The organism is Pseudomonas sp. Y3 TE3536, assembly GCF_053629175.1.
The window spans coordinates 499,316-513,307 of the sequence record NZ_JBRJHU010000001.1 but is presented as its reverse complement, the minus strand read 5'-3'; the positions used below and the strand labels follow the sequence as shown (position 1 = coordinate 513,307).

Here is a 13,992-nt window from a genome sequence, read left to right as displayed (position 1 = left end):
AGGGAGCAGGTCACAAGTTGTTGCAGGAAGATGATGCAATCTCCGAGACCTGACGAGGGGATGCTTTGATGGCAACTTTGAACAAGATGCGACGTTTCCTGGGTGTGGGCACCGCCCTGGTAATGGCCATGAGCGCTGCACAGGCAATGGCCAAAGAAGTAAGCATTGGTTACGTGGATGGTTGGGCCGACAGCGTGGCGACCACCAACGTGGCCGCCGAAGTGATCAAGCAGAAGCTCGGCTACGACGTGAAGTTGCAGGCCGTGGCCACGGGCATCATGTGGCAGGGCGTGGCGACCGGCAAGCTCGATGCGATGTTGTCGGCCTGGTTACCCGTGACCCACGGTGAGTACTGGACCAAGAACAAAGACAACGTGGTCGACTACGGTGCCAACTTCAAGGATGCCAAGATCGGCCTGATCGTCCCTGAATACGTGAAGGCGGTGAGCATCGCCGACCTCAAGACCGACAGCAGCTTCAAGCAGAAGATCGTCGGTATCGACGCCGGTTCCGGGGTAATGCTCAAGACTGACCAGGCCATCAAAGACTACGACCTGACAGGTTACAAACTGCAGGCCAGTTCCGGCGCTGCGATGACCGCCGAACTGGGCCGTGCCTATGCCAAGCAGCAGTCGATTGCCGTGACCGGTTGGGTGCCGCACTGGATGTTCGCCAAGTGGAAGCTCAAGTTCCTCGAAGACCCGAAAGGCGTGTATGGCGCTGCCGAAACAGTCAACAGCATTGGCAGCAAGGAACTGGCGACCAAGGCGCCGGAAGTGGCGGAGTTCCTCAAGAAGTTCAGCTGGCAGTCCAAGGACGAGATCGGCGAAGTGATGCTGGCGATCCAGGAAGGCGCCAAGCCTGAAGCGGCGGCCAAGGACTGGGTGGCCAAACACCCGGACCGGGTCAAAGAGTGGACCGGTAAGTAACCGGCAACACGCTCACCTGTAGGAGCAGCCTTGTGCTGCGAAGAGGCCGGTACAGCCCCAGAAAAACGGGGCAATCTGTACCGGCCTCTTCGCAGCACAAGGCTGCTCCTACAGGCGTTTTGTTACTTAATCGGTAAAACACTGTTGCATCTAAGACTAAGGTCGTCTGGTTGGCGTCCAACGGCAGCATAAAGTGAGGGTGTGGGTTTCATCCCCTATCTGTGCTGCTAGGACAAAAACAATGAACGACAGCATTTACCTCTCGATACAAAACAGCCCGCGCTTCAAGGAGCTGGTTACAAAACGCGAACGGTTCGCCTGGATTCTCTCGGCGATCATGCTCGGTCTCTACTGCGCCTTCATCCTCCTGATCGCCTACGGTCCTCATGTACTGGGCGCCAAGCTCAGCCCAGAGTCGTCGATTACCTGGGGCATCCCCCTGGGCGTCGGCCTGATCGTTTCGGCATTTGTCCTGACCGCCATCTACGTGCGCCGTGCCAACGGTGAGTTCGATGAGCTGAACAAGGCCATCCTGAAGGAGGCGCAACAATGATTCGCCACGCCAAAGCCCTGGCCGTTCTGGCCTGCGGCGTTTTCGCACCCGCCGTGTGGGCCGCCGATGCCCTGACCGGCGAGGTGCAGAAACAGCCGCTGAACGTGTCGGCGATCGCCATGTTCGTGGCCTTCGTCGCCTTCACCCTCGGGATCACCTACTGGGCCTCCAAACGCAACAAATCGGCCGCAGACTACTACGCAGCCGGCGGCAAGATCACGGGCTTCCAGAACGGCCTGGCAATTGCCGGTGACTACATGTCGGCGGCCTCGTTCCTGGGGATTTCCGCCCTGGTGTTCACCTCGGGGTACGACGGCCTGATCTACTCCATCGGCTTTTTGGTCGGCTGGCCGATCATCCTCTTCCTGATCGCCGAACGCCTGCGCAACCTGGGCAAGTACACCTTCGCCGACGTGGCCTCGTACCGCCTCGGGCAGAAAGAAATCCGTACCCTGTCGGCCTCCGGTTCGCTGGTGGTGGTGGCGTTCTACCTGATCGCGCAGATGGTCGGCGCCGGTAAGTTGATCGAGCTGCTGTTTGGCCTCGACTACCACGTGGCGGTGATTCTGGTCGGTATCCTGATGTGCCTGTACGTACTGTTCGGCGGCATGTTGGCCACCACCTGGGTACAGATCATCAAGGCCGTGCTGCTGCTGTCCGGTGCCAGCTTCATGGCACTGATGGTGATGAAACACGTCAACTTCGACTTCAACACCCTGTTCTCCGAAGCCATCAAGGTGCACGCCAAAGGCGAGGCGATCATGAGCCCTGGCGGCCTGGTCAAGGACCCGATCTCGGCGTTCTCCCTGGGCCTGGCGCTGATGTTCGGTACCGCTGGCCTGCCGCACATCCTGATGCGCTTCTTCACCGTCAGTGACGCCAAGGAAGCGCGCAAGAGCGTGCTCTACGCCACCGGCTTCATCGGCTACTTCTACATCCTCACCTTCATCATCGGCTTTGGCGCGATCCTGCTGGTCAGCACCAACCCGGACTTCAAGGACGCCGCAGGCGCCTTGCTGGGCGGTAACAACATGGCCGCGGTGCACCTGGCCAATGCCGTGGGTGGCAGCGTGTTCCTGGGCTTCATCTCGGCGGTGGCCTTCGCCACCATCCTGGCGGTGGTTGCTGGCCTGACCCTGGCCGGTGCCTCGGCGGTGTCCCACGACCTGTACGCCAGCGTATGGCGCAAGGGCAAGGCCAACGACAAGGACGAGATCCGCGTGTCGAAGATCACCACCATCGCCCTCGGCGTGCTGGCGATCGGCCTGGGCATCCTGTTCGAGAAGCAGAACATCGCCTTCATGGTGGGCCTGGCGTTCTCGATTGCTGCCAGCTGCAACTTCCCGGTACTGCTGCTTTCGATGTACTGGAAGAAACTGACCACCCGCGGCGCCATGATCGGCGGCTGGCTGGGCCTGGTGAGTGCAGTGGGCCTGATGATCCTTGGCCCAACCATCTGGGTACAGATCCTCGGCCACGAGAAGGCGATCTACCCGTACGAGTACCCGGCGCTGTTCTCGATGCTGATTGCCTTCGTCGGTATCTGGTTCTTCTCGGTCACCGACAAGTCCAAGGCGGCTGAGAACGAACGTGCACTGTTCTTCCCGCAGTTTGTACGTTCGCAAACCGGCCTGGGCGCTTCCGGTGCGGTTTCGCACTGACCGCTGAGGCCTAAAAAAACCGCGATACGGGTGATGCCCGTATCGCGGTTTTTTCATGCTTGGCCGGCTAGATCATGCCTAGCAGCAACAGCACCAGCAGAATCACCAACACCACGCCGATAATGCCGGAAGGGCCATAGCCCCAGCTGCGCGAGTGTGGGAAGACGGGTAAGCCACCAATCAGCAGCAGGATCAGGATGATGATGAGGATCGTGGTCATGGCGGAGTCCTTGCGTGGTTAGGGGTCAAGGGCCTCGGACTGCTGGCCTCTTGTTAAATCGGACCGGTGCGCTTGGCTAAAGATTCCATTTGTTCGGTACTGACCGCTTGGTCATGCCCTTTCATTCACTACCCTGATGGACCCTCCCTCTCGGCAATGCCTTGATTAGACTCGCCTGACAACCCATCAGCACAAGGCCTGCCACCATGCAAAACCGCATCATGATCACCGGCGCCGGGTCCGGCCTCGGCCGCGAGATCGCCCTGCGCTGGGCACGCGAGGGCTGGCGCCTGGCGTTGGCCGATGTCAACGAGGCCGGCCTGCGCGAAACGCTGGAACTGGCCCGGGAAGCCGGTGGCGACGGGTTTATCCAGCGCTGTGATGTGCGCGACTACAGCCAGCTCACGGCGCTGGCCCAGGCCTGCGAAGAGCGCTTTGGCGGCATCGATGTGATCGTCAACAACGCCGGCGTCGCCTCGGGCGGCTTCTTCGCCGAGTTGTCGCTTGAGGACTGGGACTGGCAAATCGCGGTCAACCTCATGGGCGTGGTCAAGGGCTGCAAGGCCTTCCTCCCGCTGCTGGAGCGCAGCCAAGGGCGGATCATCAACATCGCCTCGATGGCCGCGCTGATGCAGGGCCCGGGCATGAGCAACTACAACGTCGCCAAGGCCGGTGTGCTGGCCCTGTCGGAAAGCCTGCTGGTGGAATTGCGCCAAGTGCAGGTGGCGGTGCACGTGGTGTGCCCGTCGTTCTTCCAGACCAACCTGCTGGATTCGTTCCGTGGCCCGAACCCGGCCATGAAGGCCCAGGTCGGCAAGCTGCTGGAGGGCTCGCCGATCAGCGCGGTCGATATCGCCGAGTACATCCACCGGCAAGTGGCTGCCGGCGAGTTTCTGATCTTGCCCCACGAGGCCGGGCGCCAGGCGTGGCAGCTCAAGCGCGAGGCACCTGAGCGGCTGTATGACGAGATGGCCGACATGGCGGTGAAAATGCGTGCCAAGGCGCCTGCGCGATGATCTGTCTGTAGGGGAAATTACCCATGGATGTAGGTTGCTTCTGAATTGCCCTGGAACTATTGAGTAGCCTTAAGTACCCGAGGCACGCTCCGGTTTTCCCTTACGCTGGAGGATCGGATCATGCTGGTAATAGGGCGCGAAGTAGGCGAAGTCATCACCATTGGCGATGACATCCGCATCATGGTGGTCGAGACGCGGGACGGGATGGTGCGTTTTGGGGTGAGTGCGCCCCGCGAGGTGCCGGTGCACCGCGCCGAGGTGTACAAGCGCATCAAGGAGGGGGAGGTGCGCAAGGGGCGTGGCGCGTGAGGGCGTCAGTCGAGCAGCTCGCGTGGCACATCATGTTTGGCCAGGAGCTGGCATTGCTGGCTTTCCGGGTCGAACAGGATGAACGCCTGGCCCTTGGCCAATGCCTGGCGCACCCGCAACACGCGGGTTTCGAGGGGGGTGTCGTCGCCGTTGTCGGTGCCGTCGCGGGTGACGAAATCCTCGATCAGCAGGGTCAGGGTGTCGGCTTGCAGTTGGTCGTAGGGGATTAGCATGGCGGGCGATTCTGGGGGTTGAGTGTGGGCATGCTACGCGAAACGTTCGTGCATTTGGGGCCGCTGTGCGGGCCATCGCGACGCAAGGCTGCTCCCACAGGTACCGTGTAGGAGCGGCCTTGCGTCGCGATGGGCTGCGCAGCAGCCCCAAACTATCAGCCCTTATTCCCAACCAAGCTATCCACCGCAGGCACCCGCGTATCGCTCTCCATCTGTGCATCGTGCTCCAACTGATGGCTGAAGCGCTCGAGCGAGGCATTGGCCGGCTGCGAATCACTGGCAAACACCGGTGGGCTCAACAAATACGCTGACAGCAACCGGCTCAGCGCCGCCAGGCTGTCGATATGCGTGCGCTCGTAACCGTGCGTGGCATCGCAGCCAAACGCCACCAGCGCGGTCCGGATGTCATGCCCCGCCGTCACCGCCGAGTGGGCATCGCTGAAGTAGTAACGGAACAGGTCGCGCCTGACCGGCAAATCGTGGTCGCCGGCCAGCTTCAGCAGGTGACGCGACAGGTGGTAATCGTAAGGCCCCGAAGAGTCCTGCATGGCCACACTCACCGCATGCTCGCTGGAGGCCTGGCCTGGCGCTACCGGGGCAATGTCGATGCCGACGAATTCGCTGACGTCCCAGGGCAGGGCACCTGCCGCGCCGGAGCCGGTTTCTTCGGTGATGGTGAACAGCGGGTGGCAGTCGATCAGCGGCTGTCGGCCACTTTCCACCACCGCCTTGAGCGCCGCCAGCAATGCAGCTACGCCCGCTTTGTCGTCCAGGTGGCGGCCGCTGATGTGGCCGCTTTCAGTGAACTCTGGCAACGGGTCGAAGGCGACGAAATCGCCGATCGAGACCCCCAGGGCTTCGCAATCGGCGCGGGTCGCGCAGTAGGCATCCAGGCGCACTTCGACGTGGTCCCAACTGATAGGCATCTGGTCGATGGCGGTGTTGAACGCATGCCCGCTGGCCATCAGCGGCAACACGCTGCCGCGGAACACGCCGGTGTCGGTGAACACACTGACCCGGCTGCCCTCGGCAAAGCGGCTCGACCAGCAGCCCACCGGCGCCAGCGCCAGGCGGCCGTTGTCCTGCAACTGACGCACGCTGGCGCCGATGGTGTCCAAGTGCGCGGAAACAGCGCGGTCGGGTGAGCTTTGCCGGCCTTTGAGGGTGGCGCGGATGGTGCCACGGCGGGTGAGCTCGAAGGGGATGCCCAACTCATCCAGGCGTTCGGCCACGTAGCGCACGATGGTGTCGGTGAAGCCGGTGGGGCTGGGGATGGCGAGCATCTCCAGCAGGACGCGTTTGAGGTAGTCGAGATCGGGTTCGGGGTGGTGTTCGGACATGGGTACTCCTTACTGGCCTCTTCGCGGGGCAAGCCCGCTCCCACACGTAAACCTGAAACCTGTGGGAGCGGGCTTGCCCCGCGAAAGGGCCATCATTGATTTACGCCAATCCCCGGCTATGCGGGAACAACAAGTCGATGAACCGCTCAGCCGTCGGCTGCGGTTCATGATTGGCCAGGCCGGCACGTTCGTTGGCCTCGATGATCACGTACTCCGCCTGCTCGGCATCACGCACCATGAAGTCCAACCCCACCACCGGAATTTCCAGCGCCCGTGCCGCGCGCACCGCCGCATCGGCCAGCACGGGGTGCAGGCGCTCGGTCACGTCCTCAAGGGTGCCACCGGTGTGCAGGTTGGCAGTACGCCGCACCGCCAGGCGTTGGCCGGCAGGTAGCACGTCGTCATACCCCAGCCCCGCCGCGCGCAGGGTGCGCTCGGTTTCATCGTCAAGCGGGATGCGGCTTTCACCGCCGGTCGCGGCCTGGCGCCTGCGGCTCTGGGCTTCAATCAGCGCGCGGATGTCGTGCTTGCCATCACCCACTACCTGGGCCGGGTGGCGTATGGCAGCTGCCACCACTTCAAAGCCGATCACCACGATGCGCAGGTCAAGGCCGGCATGGAAGCTCTCCAGCAGCACACGGCTGTCGAACTGCTTGGCGTGGGCCACTGCGTGGGTGAGCTCTTCGAGGGTGGTGAGGTTCACCGCCACCCCTTGGCCTTGTTCGCCATCCACCGGCTTGACCACCACCGCGCCATGCTCGTCGAGAAACGCCAGGTTGTCGTCGGCGTTGCCCGCCAGTTGCTGCGCCGGTACACGCAGCCCGGCGTTGCTCAGTGCTCGCTGGGTCAGGCACTTGTCTTGGCACAGGGTCATGGTCACAGCGCTGGTCAGGTCGCTTAGCGACTCACGGCAGCGAATGCGACGCCCGCCCAGGCTCAAGGTGAACAGCCCGCCTGCGGCGTCTTCGACCTGCACTTCGATACCGCGGCGCAGCGCCTCGTCGACAATGATCCGTGCATAAGGGTTAAGCCCTGCTTCTGGGCCGGGGCCGAGGAACAGGCGTTCGTTGATGCCGTTCTTGCGCTTGACGGCGAAGGTCGGCAGGTTGCGAAACCCGAGTTTCTCGTACAGGCGCTTGGCCTGGCGGTTGTCATGCAGCACCGACAGGTCCAGGTAGGCCAGGCCGCGGCTCATGAAGTGCTCGATCAGGTGGCGCACCAGCACTTCACCCACGCCAGGGCGGGTGCAGTGCGGGTCTACGGCCAGGCACCACAGGCTGCTGCCGTGCTCGGGGTCATCAAACGCCTTGGCATGGTTAAGGCCCATGACGCTACCGATCACCGCGCCGCTGTCTTCATCCTCGGCCAGCCAGTAAACCGGGCCGCCGAGGTGACGTGGCGTGAGCCGGTCAGGGTCGACCGGCAACATGCCGCGCGCTTGGTAAAGGGTATTGATCGCCTGCCAGTCCCCCAGGTTTTGCGCCCGCCGCACGCGAAAACCGCGAAACACCCGCTGCGCCGGGCGGTAGTCGGTGAACCACAGGCGCAGGGTGTCGGAGGGGTCGAGAAACAACTGCTGTGGCGCCTGCGCCAGTACCTGCTGCGGCGCCGCCACGTACAGGGCAATGTCGCGCTCGCCGGGGCGCTCGTCCAGCAGTTGCTCGGCGAGTGAGACAGGGTCTGGGTAGGTATGGCCGATCAGCAGCCGGCCCCAACCGCAGTGCACGGCACGTGGCTGGTCGTGGGGCTCGCTGCCATCGCCAGCCAGGCGCGCCTGCAAACGCTCGTAGGACGGTGCCTGGCCGCGCAGCAGGCGCTGGCCGTAGGCGATTTCGTGGGCTTTCATCGGTCAGATTCCTTGTTCGCTCAGCCACAGGTTGAGCGCCGCCAGCTGCCACAGCTTGGAGCCTCGCAGCGGCGTCAACTGGCCGTGCGGGTTGCTCAGCAAGCGGTCGAGCATGGCCGGGTTGAACAGCCCTCGGTCTTGGCTGGGGTCGGTCAGCAGTTCGCGCACCCAGCCCAGCGTCGCGCCTTCCAGGTGCTTCAGGCCTGGGACCGGGAAGTAGCCCTTCTTGCGGTCGATCACCTCATGCGGGATGACCCGTCGGGCGGCCTGCTTGAGCACCTGTTTGCCGCCATCGGGCAGCTTGAAGCGTGCTGGGATGCGTGCCGACAGTTCCACCAGGCGGTAATCGAGGAACGGCGTACGCGCTTCCAGGCCCCAGGCCATGGTCATGTTGTCGACCCGCTTGACCGGGTCGTCGACCAGCATCACCGTGCTGTCCAGGCGCAAGGCCTTGTCGACCGGGTCGCTGGCGCCAGGGCGGGCGAAGTGTTCGCGGACAAAGTCGCCGGCGGCATCGCTTTCCAGCAGCCAAGGGGCTTGCACGGTGTCACGGTACTCGGCGTGGCTGCGGTCGAAGAACGCGTCGCGGTAGGCGCCAAAGGCATCCTCGGCGCCATCCACCTGTGGGTACCAGTGGTAGCCAGCGAACAGTTCGTCGGCACCTTGGCCGCTTTGCACGCCTTTGCAGTGCTTGGCCACTTCCCGCGACAGCAGGTAGAAGGCAATGCAGTCATGGCTGACCATCGGTTCGCTCATGGCGCGGAAGGCGGCCGGCAGCTGGTCGATGATTTCATGTTCGGCGATGCGCAACTGGTGGTGGCGGGTGCCGTAGTGGCGGGCGATCAGGTCGGAGTACTCGAACTCGTTGCCGCGTTCGCCGCCGGCATCTTCGAAGCCGATGGAGAAGGTCGACAGGTCGTCCACACCGGCTTCACGCAGCAGGCCGACCAGCAAGCTGGAATCGACCCCGCCAGACAACAGCACGCCAACGTCCACCGCAGCACGCTGGCGGATCGCCACGGCATCACGGGTGGCGTCGAGCACGCGGGTGGTCCAGCCTTCGAGGTCCAGTTCACGCTCGTCGGGGTGGGCGCCGTACTGCAGCTGCCACCAGGTTTGGCGTTCGATTTCGCCGTGGCGGTCGACGCGCATCCAGGTACCCGGCTCAAGCTTTTGCACATTGGCCAGCAGCGTGCGCGGCGCGGGTACCACGGCGTGGAAGTTCAGGTAGTGGTTGAGCGCTACCGGGTCGATCATCGGGTCGATGTCGCCGCCCTTGAGCAGGGCAGGCAGGGTCGAGGCAAAGCGCAGGCGCTCGCCGTTGCGCGACAGGTACAGCGGTTTGACGCCAAGGCGGTCGCGGGCCAGGAACAGGCGCTGGTTGTCGCGCTCCCAGATGGCCAGGGCGAACATGCCATTGAGCTTGGGCAGCAAGGCCGCGCCCCAGGCGTGGTAGCCCTTGAGCAGCACTTCGGTGTCGCCATCCGACCAGAACGTGTAGCCCAGGTCTTGCAGCTCCTGGCGCAGTTCGGGGAAGTTGTAGATGGCGCCGTTGAAGGCCAGCGACAGGCCGAGGGTGTTGTCGACCATCGGCTGAGCCGAACCGTCGGACAAGTCCATGATTTTCAGCCGGCGGTGGCCGAGGGCGATCGGGCCCTGGCTATGGAAGCCCCAAGCGTCCGGGCCGCGAGGCGCCAGATGGTGGGTGATGCGCTCCACCGCGGCCAGGTCGGCCGGGCGAGGGGCTTGGTCGAGGGGGGTGAAACGTAACTCTCCTGCTAATCCGCACATAAGTCCTTACCGGTTTTTCCGTTGGGGAGGCGGTGCCCAGAATCAGGGCGCCGTAAGGAACTGACCGGTGAGGTTTGCAGGAGTTTTAGAACGATCTGTTATATGGGGGAGGGTGCTGGGTGTTTGGTTTGGCATTTGTTGCGCCGGTGAGATCGAGCGCCGCACGCGCGGCGCTTCGCAGCACAAGGCTGCTCCTACAGGTGTATGGCGCGATATCGAGCCGGACAAACAAGGCGGTCGCGCGCCGCCTTCACAGGCGTGACTGGCCCGAAAAAGAGGTAGGAGCAGCCTTGTGCTGCGAAGCGTCGCGCAAGCGGCGCTCGATCTCAAAGGCGCAACCTATCCCCAGCCATGCATCCCAGGCCTATCACTTACCCCGAACCAACCTGCGCAAGGCAAACCGGTTCGGATGGCACGCCTCAGCCACCGCCCGTGGCACCGGCAGCGGCTCCCCGCACACCCAGGCCGCAATCAATTCGCCCGACAGCGGGGCCGTGATCAACCCCCGTGACCCATGCCCGCTGTTCACATACAGCCCATCGAGCCAAGGGCACTCCACCTCTGGCACCTGCCGCGCGTCCTTGCCCAGCACGGCGAAGGCTTCGGCAAACGCCTGCGGGTCAGCCATGGGCCCGACGATTGGCAGGTAATCCGGGCTGGTGCAGCGAAACGCCGCCCGGCCCTGCAACTGCTCAGGGTCGAGCGCAGCGGTGTCCAGGCGCTGGGCCAGGTCCACAGAAATATCGTCCAGCAGCGCCAGGTTGCCCTTGTGCTCGGCAACCGTCGGCGCCAGGTCGTCACTGTGGAAGTCGAAGCTGGCGCCCAGGGTGTGTTCGCCCTCGCGCGGCGGCGCCACATAGCCGTCCGCACACACCACCGTACGCAGGGCGCGGCTGCTGTCGGTGGCCGGCAGGCGGGTGATCTGCCCGCGGATGCGCTTGAGCGGCAGCTGTGCGCAGGGTGCGAAATGCCGCACATCTGCAGCACCGGCCAACACCACCAGCGGCGCGCAGGCCAGCAAGCGTTCGCCGTCCCAGGCCTGCCACAGGTGATCGACCTTGCGCAGTTCGATCACCTCATGGTGCACCCGAACCTGGATCCTGGGGTGTTGCAACTGCGCTTGGCACAAGGCCGGCGGGTGTACCCAGCCGCCTTCCGGATAGAACAGGCCACCTGCAGGCAATGCCACCCCGGCGATGGCTTCGGCCTGGTCACGGTCAAGTGCGTGCAGCAGGTCGTGGTCGAACGCCTCGGCCAGTTTGCCCTGGCGTTCGGCCTCCTTGCTGTCGAACGCCAACTGCAGCACCCCGCAAGCATCCCAGTCGCGGCCGCGCTGCAAGTGCGCTAGCTGGCGCCGGGTGTAGCCGAAGCCGGCCAGGATCATCTGTGAAAGGGCCGTACCATGGGCAGACAGCTTGAGGTAAAGCACCCCTTGTGGGTTGCCGGAGGCTTCCTGAGCAGGCGCCGCATGGCGCTCCAGTACCGTGACCTGCCAGCCACGCCTGGCCAGGCTCGCGGCACTGGCACTGCCCGCCAGCCCGGCACCGATCACCAGCGCCTCGCGTGGCCCCGCAGCACGGCGCGGGCGGCCATACCAGGGCAGCTGTTTACGCAGGGCGGTCGGCCCGGTGTAGGCACCGCTCATCACCTCCCACTTTTTGCCAATGCCCGGCACCTTCTTCATGGCGAAGCCTGCCTCGACCAGGCTGCGCCGCACCCAGCCGGTGGTGGTGAACGTGCCCAGTACGGTGCCTGGGTGTGACAGCTGCGCCAGTTGCGCGAACAGCTCTGGGGTCCACATGTCGGGGTTCTTGGCCGGGGCGAAGCCGTCGAGGAACCACACGTCGATGCGTGCATCAAGCTGCGGCAACTGCTCGAGCACATCGCCAATCAGCAGGGTCAGGGTCACCCGGCCGTTGGCGAAGGTGAACTGCTGAAACCCTGGGTGCACAGCCACGTACTGCTCAAGCAGTGGCTCGGTATAGGCCGCCAGCTCTGGCCACAGGCGCACTGCCCGGGCCATGTCGTCGTGGCCGAGCGGGTATTTTTCGACACTGACGAAATGCAGGCGGGCGTCGGCGTGGGCGTGCTGGTCGAATAACTGCCAGGCGCAGAAAAAATTCATGCCGGTGCCGAAACCGGTTTCGCCGATCACCAGGCAGGTGTGTGGCGTTAGGTCGGCGAAACGCTCGGCCAGGCGCGTCTGGCCGAGGAAGACGTGTTTTGTTTCTTCGATGCCTTCGTTGACGGCGAAGTACACGTCGTCGTACTGCCGCGAATGGGGGCGGCCCTGGTCGTCCCAGTCGATCTGGGCATGTTGGAGGAGGGTGGACATGGTGGGCTCGGTTGCAGCGGATGCGGGATTTTATGCCATCTGCGGTTTTTACGCTGGTTGCACGAACACAGCCCCAGCACAAATCCGCTAGTCTTGGTTATCCAATGAAGGAGCCACTGCATGTTCGAATCCGCTGAAATCGGTCACAGCATCGACAAGGAGACCTACGACGCCGAAGTGCCCGCCCTGCGCGAGGCGCTGCTCGAAGCCCAGTACGAGCTCAAGCAGCAGGCGCGCTTCCCGGTGATCGTGCTGATCAATGGCATCGAAGGCGCCGGCAAGGGCGAGACGGTCAAGCTGCTCAATGAGTGGATGGACCCGCGCATGATCGATGTGCTCACCTTCGACCAGCAGACCGACGAAGAACTCGCCCGGCCACCGGCCTGGCGCTATTGGCGGGCCTTGCCGCCGAAAGGGCGGATGGGCGTGTTTTTTGGCAACTGGTACAGCCAGATGCTGCAGGGCCGTGTGCATGGGGTGTTCAAGGACGCCGTGCTCGACCAGGCCATCACCGGTGCCGAACGCCTGGAGCAGATGCTGTGCGACGAAGGCGCGCTGATCATCAAGTTCTGGTTCCACCTGTCCAAGAAACAGATGAAAGCCCGCCTCAAGGCGCTCAAGGACGACCCGCTGCACAGTTGGCGCATCAGCCCGCTGGACTGGCAGCAGTCCGAGACCTACGACCGTTTCGTGCGCTTTGGCGAGCGGGTGCTGCGCCGCACCAGCCGTGACTACGCGCCCTGGCACGTGGTCGAGGGGGTCGACCCTTACTACCGCAGCCTGGCGGTGGGGCGCATTCTGCTGGACGGCCTGCAAGCCGCCCTCGCCAACAACCCCAAGGGCAAGCACCAGGGCAACGTGGCGCCGTTGGGTCGCAGCATTGACCAGCGCAGCTTGATCGGTGCCCTGGACATGACCCTGCGCCTGGACAAGCAGGATTACCAGGAACAACTGGTTACCGAGCAGGCACGCCTGGCCGGCCTGCTGCGCCACAAGCACATGCGCCGGCATGCCCTGGTGGCGGTGTTCGAAGGCAATGACGCGGCCGGCAAGGGCGGCGCGATCCGCCGCGTGGCGGCGGCGCTGGACCCACGCCAGTACCGCATCGTGCCGATTGCCGCGCCCAGCGAAGACGAACGCGCGCAACCGTACCTGTGGCGTTTCTGGCGGCATATTCCGGCGCGGGGCAAGTTCACTATCTTCGACCGCTCCTGGTATGGGCGGGTGCTGGTGGAGCGGGTCGAGGGGTTCTGCAGCCCGGCCGACTGGATGCGTGCCTACAGCGAGATCAACGATTTTGAAGAGCAGTTGGTGAATGCCGGTGTGGTGGTGGTCAAGTTCTGGTTGGCGATCGACCAGCAGACCCAGCTGGAGCGTTTCGAAGAGCGTGAGCAGATCCCCTTCAAACGCTACAAAATCACCGAGGACGACTGGCGCAACCGCGAAAAGTGGGACCTGTATACCGAGGCCGTGGGCGACATGGTCGACCGCACCAGCAGCGAGATCGCGCCCTGGACACTGGTCGAGGCCAATGACAAGCGCTGGGCCCGGGTGAAGGTGTTGCGCACCATCAACGAGGCGCTGGAAGCGGCGTTTGCCAAGGACAAGAAATAGCCACCTGTGCCCGTTGGTCATTGGGGCTGCTGTGCAGCCCATCGCCGGCAAGCCGGCTCCCACAGGTGGGGCGTGAATCTCAGCAGGCGGTGTATCTGTGGGAGCCGGCTTGCCGGCGATGGGGCGCGCAGCGGCCCTTTCGGCC

Annotated in this window: 12 protein-coding genes; 6 read left to right on the top strand and 6 right to left on the bottom strand. The window is 63.9% G+C overall.

The window, feature by feature from the left end; translation table 11 throughout:
- Nucleotides 1–68: 68 nt before the first annotated feature.
- The 3 genes from AB7M33_RS02245 (at nt 69) to AB7M33_RS02235 (ending at nt 3,143) form a co-directional block, all read left to right on the top strand.
- A complete protein-coding gene (locus AB7M33_RS02245) occupies nt 69–929 on the top strand; it encodes a glycine betaine ABC transporter substrate-binding protein (RefSeq protein WP_099428543.1) in 861 nt (286 codons plus the stop codon).
- Nucleotides 930–1,170: 241 nt separating this feature from the next.
- Nucleotides 1,171–1,482, top strand: coding sequence for a DUF485 domain-containing protein (locus AB7M33_RS02240; RefSeq protein ID WP_027595925.1), 312 nt, complete (start codon nt 1,171–1,173; stop codon nt 1,480–1,482).
- Nucleotides 1,479–3,143 carry a cation acetate symporter gene (locus AB7M33_RS02235; protein ID WP_027595926.1) on the top strand — a complete coding sequence of 555 codons (1,665 nt, stop codon included), beginning with the start codon at nt 1,479–1,481 and terminating at the stop codon, nt 3,141–3,143. Before AB7M33_RS02240 ends, AB7M33_RS02235 begins: the two co-directional genes overlap by 4 nt.
- Nucleotides 3,144–3,210: 67 nt before the next feature.
- Here AB7M33_RS02235 and AB7M33_RS02230 read toward each other — a convergent pair whose 3' ends face one another.
- Nucleotides 3,211–3,363, bottom strand: a complete 153-nt coding sequence (locus AB7M33_RS02230; protein WP_003252624.1) for a DUF3309 family protein — start codon at nt 3,361–3,363, stop codon at nt 3,211–3,213.
- A 206-nt stretch (nt 3,364–3,569) separates the two neighbouring features.
- On the opposite strand from AB7M33_RS02230, the gene AB7M33_RS02225 reads away from it, so the two are divergent.
- Together AB7M33_RS02225 and csrA are read left to right on the top strand one after the other, a co-directional pair.
- Nucleotides 3,570–4,379 carry an SDR family oxidoreductase gene (locus AB7M33_RS02225; RefSeq protein WP_265970339.1) on the top strand — a complete coding sequence of 270 codons (810 nt, stop codon included), beginning with the start codon at nt 3,570–3,572 and terminating at the stop codon, nt 4,377–4,379.
- A 120-nt stretch (nt 4,380–4,499) separates the two neighbouring features.
- Nucleotides 4,500–4,688: a carbon storage regulator CsrA gene (gene csrA, locus AB7M33_RS02220; RefSeq protein ID WP_027595928.1), complete on the top strand. Its 189-nt coding sequence runs from the start codon at nt 4,500–4,502 to the stop codon at nt 4,686–4,688.
- Between the two features lie 5 nt (nt 4,689–4,693).
- Here csrA and AB7M33_RS02215 read toward each other — a convergent pair whose 3' ends face one another.
- From AB7M33_RS02215 to mnmC, 5 genes are all read right to left on the bottom strand, one after another.
- Nucleotides 4,694–4,921 (bottom strand): YheU family protein, encoded by a 228-nt coding sequence (locus AB7M33_RS02215; protein WP_027595929.1) that lies wholly within the window; start codon nt 4,919–4,921, stop codon nt 4,694–4,696.
- A 155-nt stretch (nt 4,922–5,076) separates the two neighbouring features.
- Nucleotides 5,077–6,261, bottom strand: coding sequence for an osmoprotectant NAGGN system M42 family peptidase (locus AB7M33_RS02210; protein ID WP_027595930.1), 1,185 nt, complete (start codon nt 6,259–6,261; stop codon nt 5,077–5,079).
- 100 nt (nt 6,262–6,361) lie between these two features.
- A complete protein-coding gene (ngg, locus tag AB7M33_RS02205; RefSeq protein WP_265970303.1) occupies nt 6,362–8,107 on the bottom strand; it encodes an N-acetylglutaminylglutamine synthetase in 1,746 nt (581 codons plus the stop codon).
- Nucleotides 8,108–8,110: 3 nt separating this feature from the next.
- Nucleotides 8,111–9,898 (bottom strand): N-acetylglutaminylglutamine amidotransferase, encoded by a 1,788-nt coding sequence (locus AB7M33_RS02200; protein WP_099453212.1) that lies wholly within the window; start codon nt 9,896–9,898, stop codon nt 8,111–8,113.
- Between the two features lie 367 nt (nt 9,899–10,265).
- Nucleotides 10,266–12,233, bottom strand: a complete 1,968-nt coding sequence (gene mnmC / locus AB7M33_RS02195) for a bifunctional tRNA (5-methylaminomethyl-2-thiouridine)(34)-methyltransferase MnmD/FAD-dependent 5-carboxymethylaminomethyl-2-thiouridine(34) oxidoreductase MnmC (protein WP_454242365.1) — start codon at nt 12,231–12,233, stop codon at nt 10,266–10,268.
- A 120-nt stretch (nt 12,234–12,353) separates the two neighbouring features.
- Here mnmC and pap point away from each other — a divergent pair, with 120 nt between their 5' ends.
- Nucleotides 12,354–13,847: a polyphosphate:AMP phosphotransferase gene (gene pap, locus AB7M33_RS02190; protein ID WP_027595934.1), complete on the top strand. Its 1,494-nt coding sequence runs from the start codon at nt 12,354–12,356 to the stop codon at nt 13,845–13,847.
- Nucleotides 13,848–13,992 lie beyond the last annotated feature (145 nt).

What these genes read in the sequence shown, in the direction of transcription:
- AB7M33_RS02245 (WP_099428543.1), top strand. Translation starts at nt 69, where the DNA reads ATGGCAACTTTGAACAAGATGCGACGTTTCCTGGGTGTGGGCACCGCC.
- AB7M33_RS02240 (WP_027595925.1), top strand. Translation starts at nt 1,171, where the DNA reads ATGAACGACAGCATTTACCTCTCGATACAAAACAGCCCGCGCTTCAAG.
- AB7M33_RS02235 (WP_027595926.1), top strand. Translation starts at nt 1,479, where the DNA reads ATGATTCGCCACGCCAAAGCCCTGGCCGTTCTGGCCTGCGGCGTTTTC.
- AB7M33_RS02230 (WP_003252624.1), bottom strand. Translation starts at nt 3,363, where the DNA reads ATGACCACGATCCTCATCATCATCCTGATCCTGCTGCTGATTGGTGGC.
- AB7M33_RS02225 (WP_265970339.1), top strand. Translation starts at nt 3,570, where the DNA reads ATGCAAAACCGCATCATGATCACCGGCGCCGGGTCCGGCCTCGGCCGC.
- csrA (WP_027595928.1), top strand. Translation starts at nt 4,500, where the DNA reads ATGCTGGTAATAGGGCGCGAAGTAGGCGAAGTCATCACCATTGGCGAT.
- AB7M33_RS02215 (WP_027595929.1), bottom strand. Translation starts at nt 4,921, where the DNA reads ATGCTAATCCCCTACGACCAACTGCAAGCCGACACCCTGACCCTGCTG.
- AB7M33_RS02210 (WP_027595930.1), bottom strand. Translation starts at nt 6,261, where the DNA reads ATGTCCGAACACCACCCCGAACCCGATCTCGACTACCTCAAACGCGTC.
- ngg (WP_265970303.1), bottom strand. Translation starts at nt 8,107, where the DNA reads ATGAAAGCCCACGAAATCGCCTACGGCCAGCGCCTGCTGCGCGGCCAG.
- AB7M33_RS02200 (WP_099453212.1), bottom strand. Translation starts at nt 9,898, where the DNA reads ATGTGCGGATTAGCAGGAGAGTTACGTTTCACCCCCCTCGACCAAGCC.
- mnmC (WP_454242365.1), bottom strand. Translation starts at nt 12,233, where the DNA reads ATGTCCACCCTCCTCCAACATGCCCAGATCGACTGGGACGACCAGGGC.
- pap (WP_027595934.1), top strand. Translation starts at nt 12,354, where the DNA reads ATGTTCGAATCCGCTGAAATCGGTCACAGCATCGACAAGGAGACCTAC.